The following is a 15,743-nucleotide window of genomic DNA, read 5'->3' on the forward strand; positions in this document are numbered from 1 at the left end:
CTGACTGACAATTCACGTGTTATATTGCATTAATGCGCCCTTAGCTCAGTTGGATAGAGCACCGGCCTTCTAAGCCGTAGGTTACAGGTTCGAATCCTGTAGGGCGTACCATAAATTTAATTTTAACCGTATATATTTGGGTTAAGAAGATAGGGAAATATATTTTTCTGCAGGTACCGCTATTTTTTTAAACTTAGTCAATTTCTATAATAACTCTTTAGCCCATTATATATCGAAAGATATTTAGTGTATCATTTTTCTAAGATTTAGGATGATTTTAATATTCTATATTTCATATATAGTGTTATATATTTCTGGTATACATAAATCATTTAAATAAATCATAAAAATTATATCATAAGAATTCTTATTTATCATTTTTCATGATATTTCAATATTAAGAGGAATAAGAGCTTAGTTTATCTCAAATTAAATAAACAATGCTTTATCTATGCAAGAATATTATTCTTATTCTGCATTGTTTAATAATTGAGCCTTGCTCAGCTAGGATGTAAAAGTGCATAATAATATCAAGCCCTATCTTTAGTCGAAAACCTTAATTAGAATTTTATTCTCCTTAACCAGCATAAAATATTAAAATCTTTAATACTGCATTTTCTGCTATTAAATAATCTATTATCTTGCATAGCTAATATCGTTTAGTATATACAATTTTTGTTTTTAATTGCCAAATGAACTAACAAAGTTTATAATGTAGAGTATTTGTTATTAGAATAATATTCTAACTAAAATGCCTTTTAGATTTATCTTAGTAATCATTAAAGAGGTTTTAGGATTTGATTGTTCTTTGAATATATATTTAATATGCATGTATTTAATATTATTGAATATTAAAGCGTCGATACCACAAATTGTTGATGTTTTTCAAAATCATTCCAAGAATTTTTTAGATATCAAAAGCTTATTATAGATAAGTTTCCATTGTCTTTTTGCAGTACATACACTGATTTTAGATATTAAGAAATATACATTGCATTTATAATTATTTTGTTTGATCAGCCATAACTTTATACAATAAGGGTTACAACAGTTTTACTGAGTTTAGTAGTTAGGTAAATTACAACATTCTAAGTATCTATCATTATTCAGTTCATTAATAAGTCAGTAAACCTTGAACCACTGAAGATTTAAGCTGTTATCTCAAGCGAGTGCGCGATATGATTGTTCTAAATATCGGCAATTTACAAGATATATATTTTGTACATCGTCGATATTTAGCATTATCTTATTGATAGAAATCATGTTAGACATATTATAGAGGATTAAATGGCCAAAGAAGATAACATTGAAATGCAAGGTATCGTGCTTGATACGTTACCAAATACAATGTTCCGAGTTGAACTAGAAAACGGATACATTGTTACCGCTCACATATCGGGCAAAATGAGAAAAAACTACATACGCATTTTAACGGGTGATAAAGTGGCTGTAGAGTTGACTCCTTACGATCTCAGCAAAGGGCGTATTGTCTTTCGTAGCAGGTGAAAGCTCAATATAACTGCGTTATCCGCAGTATCGAATGCTTCTTATTAGAAAGAATGATTTTTCATCTAATACTAGAATAAACTCAAATTTTTTAAAATAAAATATTTTAGGAAAACATCACTACTCAAGTGAACATGAGCATTAATTTGTCATTCTAAATAATAGAGCATATAAGATAGTTCTTATCTTCTTTAATGTTTGTGATATAATAATTTCATAGCAATCATATATTTTCTGGATAATACTATAAAATATTTTAAGATGTTAACAGAATCTTGATACTTATTAGTACTGTCTAATGATAAACAAATAACTTACTGTATGCATTTCTCTTATAAGGTATGACATTTATCTATACCTTATGATAAATTTATCAGATACTAAGTAGATAGCAGAATAATGATCTGCGTTATAGTTATAGGTGTTCTGTATAGCTTTAAGCACTTTATCCGTAACAATATCAATCCATGAGCGTGTAATTTAAAAACAAAAAATAAAGATTCATTTTTTGTTTTTAATATTTGGCAGTGTAAATAGATTAACCTACAGATGACTCATTTCCTTAAATAGAATGCATGATACTTTGCTTATTTTAATGTATAATAACGATATTGCTTGCTATAAAAGATAATTAGCAGGAAATATTATGATAAAAATATTTAGATTTATGAGATCTTTACACTATAATATTTAAATTTTAAAAAATCTTTTAATAAGATATTTTTTCTCACTCAAGAATACTTATCTTTCTCTCTCTTTTCTTTTTTCTTTTCTATTTTTTAATAAAACTATTTATTATATTAATTAGTTCTAGGAATATTTTAATCTCATTTTCGTTAATGAGACGAGTTATATAAAGTTTTTACCTGAGTCTGTTGTCTTTCTCAACCCTTTGCATTTTTTATTAGCAAGGATATTTATTAAACTTCTATCATGACACGGAAGTTATTTAAGAAATATTTAAGTATCTAACCCAATTAAATATTTTATTATACTATACTTTGTAGTACACTATCATGTGTTGTTCAGTATGTGATACTATTTACAGTAATGTAGATAGATCGCATATTTCTCAGAAATAATAATAAAGTAAAAGAAAAATCTTTGTGTATTTTATGCTTTATAGTTAACATCGCTTGATGGAAAATATTTTCTTACTATTACATAATAGCTATGATAATTTTTTTAGAAAAACAATTTCAGTGAATACATCGTACCCAAAGTAGCATGAGAGTAAAATTAAAGAACATTTAAAATATAGTGATCAGGACTAGTCTAGATAATCTAGTATTTTAATATCAAGATATTATATAACTTATTTTTTTAATATACATTGTTATAAAAAAACAAGTTAAATCAACTTATTCTCTATAATTATTTATTTTATTTAAAACAAATAATTTGTATTACCTGTAAAATTGAATATTGCATAATCTAAGATACAATAATTACTTTTTCTACTTCGTTTTATTTATTGTACAAGATTAGCTTCAATATGCTTCTAATATTTATTTATTATCCTGTGCTTATATTAATATTAAGAAAATATTGATAAATAAGGTAAATTTTCATAAAAGAGTAAGAGTCAAAAAATTCGAGAGTAGTAGACAGGCGTAGCTTTTATCGTTTTAAAAGGCATCAGATAAATCCTTTATTTTGATGGCTGAGGGATTTTTATAAAGCTAAGTTACTGAGAGAAAAAATTTATGCATATTGATCTGTAGAATTAGAAAAGTCTATATTGATGATAACAGTGACTAAATATAGTATTTTTGCTACGTCATAGCAGATTGTATCATTTAGTTTAATGGTTATACTAAAATTATTATATAAGAAATGCAATTATAATCATAGACTCCTACTAGCATAGTATATAACATTCTAGCAAAATACTCCAAGATTATTAGACTTAACTGTTTAGGCCAAACTAGTACTAACATTTGTTGCTTTACATAATTTAAGGGATTTCTTCAGCAAAAGAAGAATAACTATCCTAAATATATGAATTATTTTCATAATAGCATCATGCATGGTATTTCAATTTCTTTAGACTTCTTTTATTACCAGTCATAGAATTACTAGATACATTTTTATAGCCAAATAAAAGTTAGTAGCTATAGTTTATTTATGAAAGTATAAGAGGTATTATTAAATCCTATTCACCTAGTTCTTTAGATTAATTACCAGTATACACTCAATTAAACAGAATAGGTAAACTCCATAATTATTATATGAAAACGTCTTTTATGAAAAGGATTTATGCATAATATTTGTCAAATCTTCTGTGATATTTGTAATATTGCACATGAAATATGCCTCAAGCTCAAGAATAAAGTCTTATTTGCAGTAAAAGGTTAAAATAAGGCTACAGCACATATCTTCCGTTACTACAGCGATTTGATCATAAAAGTATTTTATTTTAGAAATATTTAAATATTGTCTATAAATATTCTGCCGCATGCGTTAATTGCATTTCTTAAAGATTTTAACCATAGTATTTAGCCATTGAGCTTATAATACTTAGCTACCTTTATAAAATAAAAATATATCATAATTATTTGAGTCAAGAGTGTGAGACACTATTAATAAATTTTTTAATTCATTAGAAAATTTGGTTGGGTAAAATGGCGTTTCCTAAATCAATTATCTAGATAATTGTATTACTACACAAGAAAGATAATATATTTTATAAAAATAAAATCATTTGAATAATTGATCCATGGTAATTGTATTGATTAAATTAATTTAAAATTTGGAGTAAGTTTGATGCTAGATTCCCTAACTTTACAACCTATAAACATTTTTTATGGTGAGATCAATTTGCCTGGCTCTAAAAGCGTTTCTAATAGAGCCTTGCTGCTAGCTGCCCTTGCAAATGGAACTACTGTTTTGCATAATTTATTAGATAGCGATGATGTGCGTTATATGCAAAATGCATTAAAACAGTTGGGAATTCACTTACAACTATCAGAAGATCGAACCAGTTGTAAAATTACTGGAAATAAAGGATTATTGAAAGTAGATGGCCCACTTGAGTTGTTTTTAGGTAATGCAGGGACTGCAATGCGTTCTTTAGCTGCAGTTCTTTGCCTTGGCGAGAATAATGTAACTCTAACGGGAGATGCACGCATGAAAGAGCGTCCTATTGGCCATTTAGTTGATGCATTACGCCAAGGTTGGGCAAATATCAAGTATCTTGAAAAGGAAAACTATCCGCCCTTGAGTATACACGGTGGTTATACCGGGGGTAAGATTGAGTTAGATGGATCAGTGTCAAGTCAATTTTTGACTGCTTTGCTTATGATGGCTCCATTAGCTAATCTAGATACTGTTATTTCAATCAAGGGCAAGCTAGTATCTAAACCTTATATTGATATTACAATAGCATTGATGCGTACTTTCGGAGTAAAAGTAGATAATGAAAATTATCAGAGCTTTATGATTTTAGGTCGTCAAGAATATATATCTCCCGGTGACTATTTAGTTGAAGGAGATGCATCTTCTGCATCCTATTTTCTCGCTGCTGCGGCAATAAAAGGAGGTACTGTTCGTGTCACTGGTATTGGGAAAAATAGTGTGCAAGGGGATATTCGCTTCGCTGATATTTTAGAACTAATGGGCGCTAAAATTACTTGGGGAAATGATTTTATTGAGTGTACTCGCGGCGAGTTGCATGCCATTGATATGAATATGAATCATATACCTGATGCAGCAATGACTATAGCCACAACAGCGTTGTTTGCTGATTCTCCAACTACCATTCGTAATATCTATAACTGGCGTGTGAAAGAAACAGATCGATTACACGCAATGGCAACGGAACTACGTAAGGTTGGTGCTAAGGTAGATGAGGGCCAAGAATCTATTCGTATTTTTCCACCCGAACACCTAAAAACTGCTAAAATTAATACCTATAACGATCACCGAATGGCTATGTGTTTTTCATTATTAGCTTTGTCAGATAAGCCAGTCACTATTTTAGAACCTCATTGTACTGCAAAAACTTTCCCTGATTATTTTCAACAATTTTCGCTTTTAAGTCATTAAGAAGAGGTTTAAATGAGTATTTAAAGCATCTATTGGTTTTTTATTTTTATCTTGATAACAGAAATCGCTCATGGTTTATTATAATTTATCAGTGAGTATATTAATTATAAGATAATTGACCTAAGCTTAAAAGACTAGATCACATTCTCTTGATGAAATCAAAATAATTAAGATGATTTGCTGTTTGGCAAATTTCATTACATTTGTTCTTGGTATCATAATGATACGGGTTGTTCGTAATAGCTACATAATTCATGGACAGCTAAGACTAATACTTTCGGAGAACTAGAGAACTACTATCAGTAATATTGTTTACGTGACTAATAAAATATCTAATGTTATCACTTATTGCAAATAATGTTATAGATCATTATTGAATGACTAGTTTTATAGTGGCACTTTTAACGTTATATATTCTATTTTAGATTGTTTTCATTTTAGAAGGAGTATCAGCAGTTTTTCTCAACAAAAATAACAAATTTTTCCTCTATATTTTATGTTATAACATATGAGATCATCTTAATAAAGACTCTTATTCATAAATTATGATAGATAGTTTTTATTAGCCTTATCATCTTCTTATATGTAGATCTGCGAGGATCGTATTAGTTTATACCTCTAGAATTATGTTCCCTTAACCCAAATGCTTGAGGTAATCATTTACTAAGAAACTTAAATAATTCTCTGCTTATTATTTTTAATTAATCGTTCTTCTTGTTTGTGATGATTACTGTGCGCTAAACTAGGCAGCTATACAACAGTATTATTTTTAAATAGATATCATTCGATCTTTTATATTTTTAGATATATACTAACCTTATAATAAATCATTCATTCCGAATGATTTATTATAAGTATATCATTATTCAAATTACCTTTTGAGACTGTCTGATTTCAGAAGATTGTTGGTATTCAAGTTTCTTGCTATCTATCACAAAGATTAACTAATCTGAATATTGTTGGAAAATTATTGATAAAATTTTTTTTATTCAATAATCTGTGTTTATTAGTACACTATTTTCGAGAAATCAGGACTATACTATTTAAAGTTTAATATTTAAAATCATACATTCTGTTTTAAGAACTTTTGCTCTTATATTGTAGTAAATCTGTTTATTGAATCGACTTGAGGCTTCTAGTAATAGTGCATAACATCCATAAATACTTAAATTATCATGTCAACTATACACGGATCTTCCTGTATTGAAAATATTAGGAGAAAAATGACGGCAATAGCTCCTGTAATTACGGTTGATGGACCGAGTGGCGTTGGTAAAAGTGCTTTATGTAAAGCTCTTTCTAAATCCTTGGGATGGCGTCTGTTGGACTCCGGTATCATTTATCGCATTCTTGCATTATCTGTTTTACAGCATCAAATGAATATCATATCTGAAGATGACCTAATATCATTAGCATCTAACCTTGATATTTGTCTTTCAGGAGATAATGGTCATCTTCGGGTTATTCTCCAAGGAGAAGATGTGAGTAAAAAAATTAGAAGAGAATTAATAGGAAGCATGGCATCTAAGGCTGCTTCCTTTCCTCGTGTAAGAGATGTTTTACTACATCACCAGCGTGCGGTTCGTAATTTTCCAGGACTGATTGCTGATGGTAGGGATATGGGTACAGTTGTCTTTCCTGATGCAACAGTAAAAATTTTTCTTGATGCCCGTTCTAAAGAACGGGCTCTTCGTCGCCTATTTCAGTTGCAAGAAAAGGGGTTTAGTGTTAACTTTAAACGAATATGGGCCGATATGCAAGAACGCGACTATCGCGATAGTAATCGTAAAACAGCTCCACTTGTTCCGGCACAGGATGCTCTAATTTTAGATTCAACCGAAATGTCTCTCGAGCAAGTCATAATGAAAGTATTTTCTTATGTACAACAGAAATTACTGCATTCTATAGAGTAGCCTAAAAATCATTATTTAGGATTAAGTACGATATCATATCTATGATATGAGACTGCATTAAAGATATGATTGATTTAACTATATCTTTAAATGAATGCGTTAGAAGATTATATAAGTTCACCCCCCTGTCACTATGGATTGCTACAGGGCATGTTAAACAATCTTATCAAGCAGGATAGCCTGATAGACTTTAAAATAAAATCTGAAGATATATCAATATGACTGAATCTTTTGCTCAACTCTTTGAAGAATCCTTAAAAACAATAGAAACCCGCCCGGGTTCTATTGTCCGTGGTGTTGTTGTAGCTATCGACAAAGATATAGTACTAGTTGATGCTGGACTAAAATCTGAGTCTGCAATTCCAATAGAACAGTTCAAAAACTCACATGGCGAACTGGAAATTCAGATAGGTGAAGAAGTTGATGTTGCTTTAGATGCAGTTGAAGACGGATTCGGTGAAACACAGCTCTCTCGTGAGAAAGCTAAGCGTCATGAAGCTTGGATTAAACTAGAAAAATCTTACGAAAATGCTGCTACTGTAACTGGTATTATTAACGGCAAAGTTAAAGGCGGATTCACTGTAGAAATAAACGGTATTCGTGCATTTCTCCCAGGATCTCTCGTCGATGTGCGTCCAATGCGTGACACACTGCATCTTGAAGGCAAACAACTTGAATTTAAGGTTATTAAATTGGATCAGAAAAGAAACAACGTTGTTGTTTCTCGTCGTGCTGTTATTGAATCTGAGAATAGCGCAGAACGCGATCATATGCTCGAAAACTTGCAAGAAGGTATGAAAGTTAAAGGAATAGTGAAGAACTTGACTGATTACGGCGCATTTGTTGATCTAGGAGGTGTTGACGGATTGCTGCATATCACCGATATGGCTTGGAAACGTGTGAAGCATCCAAGCGAGATTGTAAGTGTGGGTGATGAAATTACTGTTAAAATTCTTAAGTTTGACCGCGAGCGTACTCGTGTATCTCTCGGATTAAAACAACTAGGAGAAGATCCATGGGTGGCTATTGCTAAACGTTATCCAGAAGTTACTAAATTGACTGGTCGGGTTACTAACTTAACAGATTACGGGTGTTTTGTAGAAATTGAGGAAGGAGTTGAAGGTCTTGTTCATGTTTCCGAAATGGACTGGACTAATAAAAATATTCATCCATCTAAAGTTGTCAACGTCGGTGATGTTGTCAATGTTATGGTGCTTGATATTGATGAAGAGCGTCGCCGTATTTCATTAGGTCTAAAGCAGTGCAAATGTAATCCATGGCAACTGTTCGCGGAAACTCATAATAAAGGTGATCGTGTTGAGGGAAAGATTAAGTCAATCACTGACTTTGGTATTTTTATTGGTTTAGATGGTGGGATAGATGGCTTAGTTCACTTATCTGATATTTCCTGGAATATTGCAGGTGAAGAAGAAGTACATAAATACAAGAAAGGTGACGAGATATCAGCAATTGTTCTGCAGGTCGATTCAGAACGAGAGCGCATCTCTCTTGGAATAAAGCAGCTATCAGAAGATCCCTTCAATAACTATATCGCCATAAACAAGAAGGGTTTAATCGTTACTGGTACAGTCACGTCAGTTGATGCCAAAGGAACTACAGTAAAATTACCTGATGGCTTAGAAGGATATCTACGTGCTTCCGAAGCGTCTCGTGACCGAGTTGAAGATGCTACTCTGCTGTTTAACGTAGGAGATACAATTAAAGCAAAATTAACCGGAGTAGATCGCAAGAATCGTATTCTAATTCTTTCTGTTCGTGCTACAGAAGAAGCTGATGATAAAGATGCAATAACCGCTGTTAACATCAAACAAGAAGAGGATATACTAAGCTTTTCTAACGTTATGACTGAGGCATTTAAAGCTGCTAAGGTTGAATGATCATTTCATTATTAAATGACGATAAATTCAGGGTATATCTGGAGAAAAAAATGACCAAATCCAAACTTATTAGAAAACTTGCTAGCCAGCGACCAAATATGCTCGCGATAGTTGTTGAAAAGGCAGTTAAAGAAATCATTGATCACATGTCCTCTATCCTGGCTAACGGTGAACGTATTGAGATTCGTGGATTTGGTAGCTTTTCCCTGCATTACCGTGCACCTCGTATAGGCAGAAATCCTAAAACGGGTGATACGGTGCCTCTAACAGGAAAATATGTTCTCCATTTTAAACCTGGTAAAGAACTACGTGCCCGGGCTAATATATATTCTTAGAAACGCATTTTGTGAAAAGAGTACGCATAAAAATATAATGCTGCTAACATTTTGTAAATACAATATCTCTATATTGATATTACTATCAATTATTCTCGCTTAGAGAATTTATTTTATTGCCTGTAAGTATATATTACTTATTAGTAGGCGATAATGATTTATACTTAATTGTTTTATAGATAAATAAACAATATATCACTTTTGTGCTAAACATGAACAAAATAATGTTTTCAGAAAATCCAGTAGGGCTCTAATTGATTCAACAACTTATCAAGAGAGAATCTTTGCAATTAGCTGCTAGTTCTACTTTGTTTCAATCTGAAAAGAATAATTATTAAGAATATTTATAGTTATTCTGTACGATAAGAAGAAAAAAGCTATGAAATATCGTGATTTGCGTGGATTCATTAGTTTGCTAGAAAAGATAGGAGAGCTAAAAAGAATTAGCCAACCAATAGATCCTTATTTAGAAATGACAGAAATTGCATATCGTACTTTACGTGGCAATGGGCCAGCTTTACTATTCGAGAACCCTAAGGGTTATGATATTCCAGTTTTATGTAATTTATTTGGTACTGAACAGCGTGTTGCCTTAGGCATCGATAAAAAAGATCTTGGCTCTATGCGTGAGGTCGGACAACTATTGGCATTTCTAAAAGATCCTAAGCCGCCGAAAGATTTTATAGATCTGTATAATCATTTGAATCAGTTTAAGCAAGTTCTGAGCATGCCAACTAGGAGGATTCGTTCAGCGCCATGCCAAGAGCTCATCTGGCATGGCGCTGATGTCGACATTGGGCGTATTCCTGTCATGCACTGCTGGCCTGAAGATGTTGCTCCTCTAGTTACTTGGGGATTAACCATTACACGCGGTCCTTGCAAAGAACGTCAGAACTTAGGTATTTATCGTCAACAAGTTTTGGGAAAAAATAAACTTATTATGCGTTGGCTTTTGCATCGTGGTGGAGCTATTGATTACCAAGAGTGGTGCCAGGCACATCCAGGCCAACATTTTCCGGTATCTGTAGTATTAGGAGCGGATCCTGCAACGATTATAGCTGCTGTTACACCGGTGCCAGACACTCTTTCCGAGTACGCTTTTGCTGGATTACTACGTGGCAACAAAACCGAAGTAGTTAAGTGTATTTCCAATGATTTAGAAGTACCAGCCTTTGCTGAAATTGTTTTGGAAGGCTACATCAAGCCGGGTGAAATAGCACCTGAAGGTCCTTATGGTGACCATACTGGTTACTACAATGAAATAGATCATTTCCCTATTTTTACTATTACCCATATCACACAGCGTTGCAATCCTATTTACCATTCCACATATACCGGACGTCCACCAGATGAACCCTCAGTAATTGGATTAGCGCTGAACGCAGTATTTGTGCCAATTTTACAACAGCAATTCCCAGAAATAGTTGATTTTTATCTGCCTCCAGAAGGATGTTCATATCGCATGATAGTCGTGACTATGAAAAAACAATATCCAGGTCACGCAAAACGCGTTATGATGGGAATCTGGTCATTTTTGCGTCAGTTTATGTATACTAAATTTATTATTGTTTGTGATGATGATATAAATCCTAGAGATTGGAAAGACGTAATTTGGGCAATTACTACCAGAATAGATCCGGATCGTGATGCTATAATAATTAAAAATACACCAATAGATTACCTAGATTTTGCGTCCCCAATATCTGGATTAGGTTCGAAAATGGGATTAGATGCTACTAATAAATGGCCGGGCGAAACACAACGAGAATGGGGGCGACCTATTAATATGTGTGCAGAAATACGTACACGTATTGACTCCATATGGGATGACTTAAATATTTTATAAGATATAAGTATAGATATTAAAAAATAAGCTTGATTAAATTGCTGTATTTAATAGTAAATGATTATTTAGTCATAGATTAGATTGATCAAGTGATGTTTACGGCTTGCATGTTATTCTAAAATACCTAACAAATATATCTATCTATAAAATTTATAAAAATCATGATGCGAGGTTAGATTGACTGCATCAGATCATCAATAAAGAGATTTAACGCACTTATGCCGATTTGTAAGGAGTAACTTACTAAAATGTCCTCATCTTTCTTACCTTATCCAATTGAGGTATATCTTTTATCAGGGATTGCTCGATATCCTAAAATATTATTTAATATAGCTCAGGTACTGCAATATCATTTTGAGTATATATATTCCGTTTGATTTATTTATTGCAAATAACCATGAATTATGAAGTTATCGTGTATCTTAGTAATACAATTGATAGCATCTAGTACTTGTTCTTGTTTAATTAGTCTTCCTATATTTTTGGTATGTCATCCTTATATAATATTAGTATTATACATTTTTTAAAAAATTATTTTTGATCTTGAAGTAGCCTTGTTGGATAATTATATTACTATGTTGTGAAACATGAAGAGAGATCTTGAGTGCAAGTACTATTAGTGAAAAAATCATAAGTTATGCGATATAAATTATCATATCAGGTCTTTTATATTATCTGATATTTTATACAGATTTTATTTGAATCCTCTTTGCTCTGGCTACTAGATAAAATTAAAGAACAAAATAGTTAATATATAGCAAATATCAATAGATTTAAAATCAGCTAAAAGAGCTTCTGTGTTATACCAAACACAATAGGTGATAACATGCGCTCTAGATAACTTATATTGTAATAATTATCCTTGCTGTATAAGATAAAACGCAATATTAGGATATCCTGCATTGGATTATTCATGCTATTATTGTTTATTGATTAATATCATATCATTCAATCTACTCAGTTGTGTTATATTTAGATTTAAAGACCATTTGGTAATTTTTTAAAATCAATTAAATTTTATAGGTAAGCTTTATCAAATCATTAATAGGATACTGTTATATAAATAAAGAAAAAATTTTTAATAATATTTTACATTTTTACCACTTAATATAAGTTTTAGCATAAAATATATATAATATAATTACATACATGATTTTATCAAAATTAATTTATAGAGGATCTTATTTTAAACAAAATAATATTACTATATGCAGGAGCTATAATAAAAATTATAGAACAGTCTAAATAGTTAGATTATAGAGTTTTTATAAAGTGCTATTTTGGTAAAAAGGTAATAACTCAAAATTATATGTGCTTAATATCTCAAAAAATAAAAATATTATTTCGGATATCGCGACAATTCCAGAATTTTTAAAAATTTTTTACTTAGTATGAGTGATTGAATAATATCGTGATAATATCTCAGTCTTTTTCATTGAATTTCCTGATCTTCCAGGAAAAAGAAATATCTACTATGTTTCAGATGAAACTATCTAGTAATATAAATTAATGCAAGAAGTTAAATGCTGAAATATTATAATTGCAATTGTAATTCTAACAAAGACACATGAGAATATTATTAAGTATGTTTTATATCACTATTCGAATGTTAAAAAATCTCTAAACAGGCATTTACTTTGGGTACAAATACTATCTAACTAGGGTACTATAATCTCCTATTATTAGGATATATAAAACTATAATTTACTATTAATATCAAAACTATAAAACCAATTGCAAAAAGGATGTTTTATATAAAATCATGTATAGAAAAATTTTCTGTAGTTTCTTCAAAGAAGAAAAAGAAGGGCAAGAGTTCCAAATTTATCCAGGTGAGTTAGGTAAACGCATTTTTAATGAAATTTCAAAAGAAGCATGGTCTCGGTGGCTCCAGAAGCAAACCATATTAATCAATGATAGAAAGCTCAGCTTGATAAATCCGAATGACCGTAAACTGCTCGAGCAGGAGATGATACAATTTTTATTTGAAGGTCATGATATTTATTCTTCTGGGTATACACCAGTACGCAACTAATTTATTACTTGGATTTAACGGGATTAATGATTGTAACGTATTGATGTAAATCCCATATTTTATTTGATATGGCTGTGAAGATGAAGAAAGTTTTAGTACTAATCCTGATATTTTTCTTGCTGATCGCTTGTTCTGCAAAGCAAGATACTAGTAATAGCGAAATATTAGTTAAAGATATTAATGGTTTGGATATTTTAATGGGACAATTTGCGCATAATATTGAAAAAATATGGGGTGTCCATCAGTTAGTGATCGCGGGCCCAAAAGATTACGTAAAATATATAGATCAATACTTAACTCGTAGTCACATTAACTTTAGATCTGGCAAGATTACAATTGAAACTATTTCATTAACCCATCCTCTAGCTAGCCTGAAAGAGGCCATCATCAAAACCTTGCTTATGGGAGCCAACCCTGATGCGCACAATCTATATTCTGATTTGAATATTACTGATCGTAGTCATAAACCATTTCTATATAACCAAGTATTAGACAATTATCAGCAAGCAATACGTTGGCATGGGCAGGCTAGTAATTTTGCCAACTATCTACTGCATCACAAGCTTATACGGCGTAAGCGTGGGCCACATGATATTTATTCAGTAAATATCGCATTAGTACCAAACCACCTAGATAAACGTGCGCATAAATACTTAAGTATAGTTCATATGGCCTCTAAGAGATACGGTATTGATGAATCTCTTATTTTAGCAATTATTCAAGCTGAATCCAGTTTTAATCCTTATGCGATTAGTAGTTCCAAAGCACTTGGGCTTATGCAGATAGTTCAAAGTACTGCAGGTAAAGATGTATTTTTAAACAGGGGGAAGAAGGGTGCTCCAAGCACGAGTTATTTATTTAATCCATCAAATAATATTGACATCGGGACAGCATATTTAGCTATATTACAGAACAAATATCTATGCGGCATCAGTAATCCTATTTCACGTCGTTATGCAGTTATTACCGCGTACAATGAAGGTGCAGGCAGTGTATTGCGCTTATTTTCCAATGATCGTAATTCAGCCATTAGTTTTATTAATAAGCTAAAACCTAGTGATGTATACCAAAGGCTTATTAGTAAAAACACTTCAAGAAGATCAGATCATTATTTATATAAAGTTAATAATGTACATAAGAGATATAGCTGTCGCTTATAAAATGTTTCTTTACTACTTTTTTCAAGAATAGGTATCTATTCCATTGATAAAAAAGAATGCATGATTCTGATTTCTCCAAAAATGTCAGCGTTATGATTTGATTTGAACTTCTGCTGTTATCTATGATGCTTAATATACTAAAATATCTTATTTTCATAAATTCGCTTATTTTGATATTATTGCAATTAATAATATCCATATAATCTTGCAGATTAGTTAGTCTTGCTGTAGACACAATATAAATAAATATATTACTTCTTATCTGTTTATATCTATATTTCAAAAACTAAATGTTGATTATATATTTTATATTTGCTATGCAATTTTCTAGGAATAAGCAAGCGCAAGCTATAGATTAGCTATGGCAATAAGAGATGCTTGCTAAAAATAGAAAAACTATTTTATATTATTCTTCTTCTCTATTTCTAAATTAATTTAATAAATAAAATAATCGATTATAAGTTATCTTAGCATCTAAAATGCTAGTCATTTTAAAAATATTTAAAATACCTACTATTTATTTAAATAAAATTTTAAAAGGATATTTAGTATATTATTAATAGAATTTAATTACTTCATGCACTAGCCTTTAATAGAGTAAACGTTATGTAAAACTTTATTTAGATGATAGTATAAATTATAAAATATTTTTATAAATGATTTATTTTATAAAATTATAGTTTTGTCGTAAAATATAAAAGATATTACGAGGATATAAGATAAGGTAGTGAAAGCCATAAACTTACGGTTAGGTCCTGCCTATGTAATGAATCTGTGATCTATCTAACTGTGCTAGTAAGTACAATGATAGCCTTATAATTCCGTTTAGATATAATCTTTAATGACTACATTTAAAAATTTTAATTACTGAATTAACTTTATTAAATTACCTCAAAAATTAGACTAGATGATTTAATTATTGACGGGAACTTAGAGTGCTCGAACTTTATTATACCCATCAGTAGTATTCCTATCAAGAAAGATGTTTCACTTTGCGCTTAGA

Annotated in this window: 8 protein-coding genes and 1 tRNA gene; all 9 read left to right on the top strand. The window is 31.0% G+C overall.

Features of this window, described 5'->3' with window-relative positions:
* The first annotated feature begins 34 nt into the window (after window positions 1-34).
* Window positions 35-111 (top strand) — tRNA-Arg (locus KTT71_RS01265).
* A 1,176-nt stretch (window positions 112-1,287) separates the two neighbouring features.
* The gene (gene infA, locus KTT71_RS01270; RefSeq protein ID WP_216782667.1) at window positions 1,288-1,506 is read left to right on the top strand and encodes a translation initiation factor IF-1; all 219 of its coding nucleotides are present in this window, start codon (window positions 1,288-1,290) and stop codon (window positions 1,504-1,506) included.
* 2,766 nt (window positions 1,507-4,272) lie between these two features.
* The gene (aroA, locus tag KTT71_RS01275; RefSeq protein WP_216782668.1) at window positions 4,273-5,553 is read left to right on the top strand and encodes a 3-phosphoshikimate 1-carboxyvinyltransferase; all 1,281 of its coding nucleotides are present in this window, start codon (window positions 4,273-4,275) and stop codon (window positions 5,551-5,553) included.
* A gap of 1,223 nt (window positions 5,554-6,776) precedes the next feature.
* A complete protein-coding gene (cmk, locus tag KTT71_RS01280; protein WP_216782669.1) occupies window positions 6,777-7,466 on the top strand; it encodes a (d)CMP kinase in 690 nt (229 codons plus the stop codon).
* A 218-nt stretch (window positions 7,467-7,684) separates the two neighbouring features.
* Entirely contained in the window at window positions 7,685-9,364 is a 1,680-nt protein-coding gene (rpsA, locus tag KTT71_RS01285; protein ID WP_216782670.1) for a 30S ribosomal protein S1, read from the top strand.
* Window positions 9,365-9,414: 50 nt separating this feature from the next.
* Window positions 9,415-9,699: an integration host factor subunit beta gene (ihfB, locus tag KTT71_RS01290; protein ID WP_246543835.1), complete on the top strand. Its 285-nt coding sequence runs from the start codon at window positions 9,415-9,417 to the stop codon at window positions 9,697-9,699.
* A gap of 379 nt (window positions 9,700-10,078) precedes the next feature.
* Entirely contained in the window at window positions 10,079-11,545 is a 1,467-nt protein-coding gene (gene ubiD, locus KTT71_RS01295) for a 4-hydroxy-3-polyprenylbenzoate decarboxylase (protein WP_216782672.1), read from the top strand.
* A 1,762-nt stretch (window positions 11,546-13,307) separates the two neighbouring features.
* Complete coding sequence (locus KTT71_RS01300; protein WP_216782673.1) at window positions 13,308-13,580, top strand: oxidative damage protection protein; 273 nt, start codon at window positions 13,308-13,310, stop codon at window positions 13,578-13,580.
* A gap of 80 nt (window positions 13,581-13,660) precedes the next feature.
* Entirely contained in the window at window positions 13,661-14,740 is a 1,080-nt protein-coding gene (mltC, locus tag KTT71_RS01305) for a membrane-bound lytic murein transglycosylase MltC (protein WP_216782674.1), read from the top strand.
* Window positions 14,741-15,743: the final 1,003 nt, after the last annotated feature.

Origin of the sequence: Candidatus Profftia tarda (assembly GCF_904848675.1) — a bacterium.
Taxonomy (GTDB): Bacteria; Pseudomonadota; Gammaproteobacteria; order Enterobacterales; family Enterobacteriaceae; genus Profftia; species Profftia tarda.